Source organism: Croceivirga lutea, from assembly GCF_014235875.1.
Classification (GTDB): domain Bacteria; phylum Bacteroidota; class Bacteroidia; order Flavobacteriales; family Flavobacteriaceae; genus Croceivirga; species Croceivirga lutea.
Genome location: NZ_JACJUK010000013.1, coordinates 1 through 5916, shown reverse-complemented (window position 1 = coordinate 5916; position 5916 = coordinate 1). Strand labels below are relative to the sequence as shown.

Here is a 5916-nt window from a genome sequence, read left to right as displayed (position 1 = left end):
ACTCCGGATGTATGAGAAGTAGTAGTAGCAGAAATTGGAGTAGTTACCATAAAGGTAAAGTCACCAGAGCCACCAGTAACAGTTACTGTAATTTCACCATCAGGAGTAGCAGTACAATCGATATTTTTCACTACAGCGGCAACAGGGTTAATTTCTTCATAAAGTAAAGTAGCGGTAGTTGTAAAAGAGCAAGACCATTGGTCAGCCACAACCACTTCATAAGAACCTTGACCCAGACCTGAGAAAACAGGCGATGATTGCGCAGAACCTAGGTTAGCGCCATCTCTTACGAGTTGGAAAGTATAGTTACTTCCTTGACCACCAGTTACTGAGATTACTTCAATTTCACCTTCAAAGTTGTCACAATTTTGGTTATTCACTTGAAGCGCAGCAGTAATAGGTGTAGGGTCAGCAAGAATGATATTACTATCAACCATACGTTCACACCCTCTATTATCAACCACCCAAGCTTGGTAGGTACCAGGAGCAAGGTTTGTAAAGTTAGCGTTAGCTTGATAGTCTGTAATAGCAGCAGGAGCAGCAGTACTTACAAAGTATTGGTAATTACCCCAACCTCCAATTACATCAATGATTTCAATTTCGCCATCATTCCCTAAACAAGTAATATCAACTACAGCAGTATTTGCTGTAATATCTGCAGAAGGACTAGCAATAGTAAAGGCTTGTGTATTTACACATTCAGGTGTATTTACTTGGGCAATTTCAACGATATAATCACCTGCGAATAATAGTTCTGCAGTAGTAGGTCCGTTAGAAGGGAATACGGTAGCAGGAACAACAACAGTGTCATCAGCTGTATTAGCAGGGGTACCATTAGCGTCGTAAATAGTGTATGAAATAGGACCGGAATAGGTAGCATCAATTAATTCAAAAGTAACCTCGCCGGTTTGCGTACCAAAACAAACTACATCCGTAGTTACCACATCAATGGTAAAGGTGTTAGGTTCAGCAATGGTGTGAGAAACTGCGATAACACAGCCAGTGTTTACGTTTCTTACTTCAAAGTTGTGAGTACCAGCAGCAAGGCCAGTAAATGCGCCAGAGGCTTGGAAAGTACCAGCAGGCAGCAATCTAAACTCATAATTAGCAGGTGTAGTTGTAGAATTAGAAATACTACCATTAGCGGTGATAGTAATTTCTTCATCATTCACACAAGAGATAGGTGTATCTACAGCAATGGTAGCATTCACTAACTCATCAAACGGAGCAATAGTAGCTGAAGTAGAGCCAACACAATTGTTATCATCATAAACATTAATGGTGTACTGACCACCAGCAAGATTAGTAACAATGTAAGCAGGAGTGCTACTGGATTGTTCAACCACATCATCAGCAGTAGCTGGAGTACCTTGATTGTTTACAAAGTCGATACGTGTATAATTACTGCTACCCCCTGTAATGCTAGCTACATCAATAGTTATAGAAGCGTTCTGGTTATTGTTACCTGTAGCACAAGCAAAATCAACCACAGTTGGAGCAGGTACTACAATAGGATTAGGTTGATCAATAACGATATTGGTGATACTGCTAGAACAACCGTTGCTACCAGTAGCGGTAACGGTATAGGTATTAGCAGGCAGATTTTCAAAGGTATTAGTAGCCGCGTTGAAAGAGCCAGCCACAGGCGAAATGGTATAGCTAAGCGGTAGAATACCATTATCAGAGGCAAACAACGAAATACTACCATCTGAACCTGCATCACAGCTTACATCTAAATGTGTTTCTGTGAAAATTGGAACTTCAGGAATACTCAACAACTGGTTAACACTAGAAGAACAACCTGTAATATTATCAGTAATATCGATAGTATAGACACCGGCTTCGCTAAGACCTGTAAGTACTCCGGATGTATGAGAAGTAGTAGTAGCAGAAATTGGAGTAGTTACCATAAAGGTAAAGTCACCAGAGCCACCAGTAACAGTTACTGTAATTTCACCATCAGGAGTAGCAGTACAATCGATATTTTTCACTACAGCGGCAACAGGGTTAATTTCTTCATAAAGTAAAGTAGCGGTAGTTGTAAAAGAGCAAGACCATTGGTCAGCCACAACCACTTCATAAGAACCTTGACCCAGACCTGAGAAAACAGGCGATGATTGCGCAGAACCTAGGTTAGCGCCATCTCTTACGAGTTGGAAAGTATAGTTACTTCCTTGACCACCAGTTACTGAGATTACTTCAATTTCACCTTCAAAGTTGTCACAATTTTGGTTATTCACTTGAAGCGCAGCAGTAATAGGTGTAGGGTCAGCAAGAATGATATTACTATCAACCATACGTTCACACCCTCTATTATCAACCACCCAAGCTTGGTAGGTACCAGGAGCAAGGTTTGTAAAGTTAGCGTTAGCTTGATAGTCTGTAATAGCAGCAGGAGCAGCAGTACTTACAAAGTATTGGTAATTACCCCAACCTCCAATTACATCAATGATTTCAATTTCGCCATCATTCCCTAAACAAGTAATATCAACTACAGCAGTATTTGCTGTAATATCTGCAGAAGGACTAGCAATAGTAAAGGCTTGTGTATTTACACATTCAGGTGTATTTACTTGGGCAATTTCAACGATATAATCACCTGCGAATAATAGTTCTGCAGTAGTAGGTCCGTTAGAAGGGAATACGGTAGCAGGAACAACAACAGTGTCATCAGCTGTATTAGCAGGGGTACCATTAGCGTCGTAAATAGTGTATGAAATAGGACCGGAATAGGTAGCATCAATTAATTCAAAAGTAACCTCGCCGGTTTGCGTACCAAAACAAACTACATCCGTAGTTACCACATCAATGGTAAAGGTGTTAGGTTCAGCAATGGTGTGAGAAACTGCGATAACACAGCCAGTGTTTACGTTTCTTACTTCAAAGTTGTGAGTACCAGCAGCAAGGCCAGTAAATGCGCCAGAGGCTTGGAAAGTACCAGCAGGCAGCAATCTAAACTCATAATTAGCAGGTGTAGTTGTAGAATTAGAAATACTACCATTAGCGGTGATAGTAATTTCTTCATCATTCACACAAGAGATAGGTGTATCTACAGCAATGGTAGCATTCACTAACTCATCAAACGGAGCAATAGTAGCTGAAGTAGAGCCAACACAATTGTTATCATCATAAACATTAATGGTGTACTGACCACCAGCAAGATTAGTAACAATGTAAGCAGGAGTGCTACTGGATTGTTCAACCACATCATCAGCAGTAGCTGGAGTACCTTGATTGTTTACAAAGTCGATACGTGTATAATTACTGCTACCCCCTGTAATGCTAGCTACATCAATAGTTATAGAAGCGTTCTGGTTATTGTTACCTGTAGCACAAGCAAAATCAACCACAGTTGGAGCAGGTACTACAATAGGATTAGGTTGATCAATAACGATATTGGTGATACTGCTAGAACAACCGTTGCTACCAGTAGCGGTAACGGTATAGGTATTAGCAGGCAGATTTTCAAAGGTATTAGTAGCCGCGTTGAAAGAGCCAGCCACAGGCGAAATGGTATAGCTAAGCGGTAGAATACCATTATCAGAGGCAAACAACGAAATACTACCATCTGAACCTGCATCACAGCTTACATCTAAATGTGTTTCTGTGAAAATTGGAATTATAGCTGTAGGTACGTCAACATCAATAAAACTAGAACATCCGCTACTATTATCATAAACAGTTACGCGATACGTACCGGCAACACTAGCACCAGTCCATGTAGTTGAAGCTCCGCCAACGGCAGTTCTTACTTGGTCAACAGCTACTGGACCATCTATTTCAAAATCATAGTTTCCAGAACCATCCAATACATCGATAGTAATTTCTCCATTATTTGCTGGTGCAACTTCACAATCTAACAAAGTTGTTAAAGAAGCATTGAATTGTAATGGTGGTGCTATATGGAATGTTTGTGTATCTGAACAACCATTTAAATCTGTTACTGTTATTGTTTGACCAACTCCAGAATTAACACCAGTAACGGTGTATTCATTGCTAGCGTTGAATGTAATATTTTGATTTGCGCCCCCATTAAGACTTAAGTTAAATGGCGCAATGGCAGAAGCAGAATTTTGTAATGTAACTAAAACCTCAAAAGTACCTTCAGCTACGCACTCATCTACTACCGCAATAGTAATTTGAGGAGCTGGGTCTAAATTAACAGTAACAGCATCACTCTGAATACAGTTATTAGCATCTTTTGCATAAACTATATAATTTCCTGACTCTACATCAGCAGATGTTGCTGTAATCCATCCAGCGGAAGCAGCTGTTGGAGCAGGGTCTGAACTTAATAAATATTGATATTCATATGGTGCTGTACCAAACTGTGCATTTGCAGTAATTACACCTTCATTTGGATTACAATTATCGTTTTCAGGCGAACTAGCAGTAACCTGTAAAAGATTTAGTGATTGTTCAATAACAAAAGACAACGTAGAATTTACACAACCGGTATTTGGACCATTAGCTTCGGTAAGTAAAATGTAATATTCACCAGGGGCTAATCCAGTAATGTTAGATGATTCTGGACCACCAACAATACCCGAAATGCTTCCTGTTAATCCTGTTGTAGCGTTAGTTGCAAACTCAAATAACTCAAAATTCACATCTGTTCCGCCGTGACCAGATACAGTAAAGTCTACACTACCATCACTAGCTCCGGTACATGATACATCATTTACGTTATCTATAACGCCAACCATGCTAGATGTTGAGGCAACTGGCACGGTTGCTTCTTGCATATATTCACAATTGGTATCTGAGTCATGTACAATAAAAGTATAGGTTACCCCTGGAGTTAACCCAGTAAATAAATGTGAGTTTGGTGTAGCAGGTGGTGATGGGTCTTCAGCATGCCAAGCAGGGTCAGCAGCGTTAAATGCTGGTGCTGGATATATTGCAAAATGGAAAGGACCTGTACCAATGGTACCATTACTAGCTTGTGCTTCAACCAACATTTCTCCGCTACCAGGAGCGCACCCAGCGGCACCTATCGTAGTGATTAAAATATCTGGGCCCGTAGTGATGGTTACTGTAGATCTTTCTTCACATCCATTAATATCAGTTACTATTACAGTGTAATCACCGAAATCTAAACCTGTAAATGTATTGGCATTTGTGCCTAATGAAGTATCATGGGTTTGAGAATAACTTAAATCAGCATTTTGAACAGTATAAATATACGTTGCCGTACCTCCCGAAGCATCTACTGTAATAGTTCCTAAATCTGTTCCAGTAGCAGAACAAGTTAAATTTGTACTGCTAATATTTGGATTAATTACTGCGGGCTCGGTAATAGAAATGGTAAACGGATTTGATACACAACCTTTTGCATCTGTGATAGTAACCTCATAATCTCCTGCAGGTAACCCTGTTGTTTGGGTGCCATAAACAGTGGTTGTGTTGGTTTCTACTACGTTAATAACATATGGTGCTAAGCCCACAGTGGTATCAATGATTACGTTTAATTCACCGGTTAAATCTGAATTACATACTACATTGGTTGCAATTACATTGCTAATTACAGGAGTTTGGGCTTCTGAAATAGTTACCGTATTTGTTAAAGTGGTACAGTTAGTTGGTACTGAAGTATCAGTAATTCTGAACACATAAGTTCCAAAGCTTGCAGTATCAAAAACGTTGGCGGTAAAATTGGTTGTATTGAATGTTGTTCCACCATCATTAGACCATTCATAGCTATATGTTCCAGAACCACCTGTTGTATTAATTGTTACAGATGCATTGGCAGTACAGCTTAAATCATTAGTTAAACTAGCACTTGCGTTTAATTCGGGATTAATAGTAATATTTTGAGTAGGCGCGGTACAACCGTTATCATCTCTTACATCAATGGTGTAATTACCAGCGGCAAGATTAGTAAAGGTGTGGGTATTAGCATTAGCAGGAGTAGGA

The 5916-nt window shown here is 39.8% G+C and carries 1 protein-coding gene; it reads right to left on the bottom strand.

Features of this window, described 5'->3' with window-relative positions; translation table 11 throughout:
• The coding region (locus tag H5V42_RS15070; protein WP_390809491.1) for a beta strand repeat-containing protein at nucleotides 1–5916 on the bottom strand (5916 nt) is incomplete at both ends.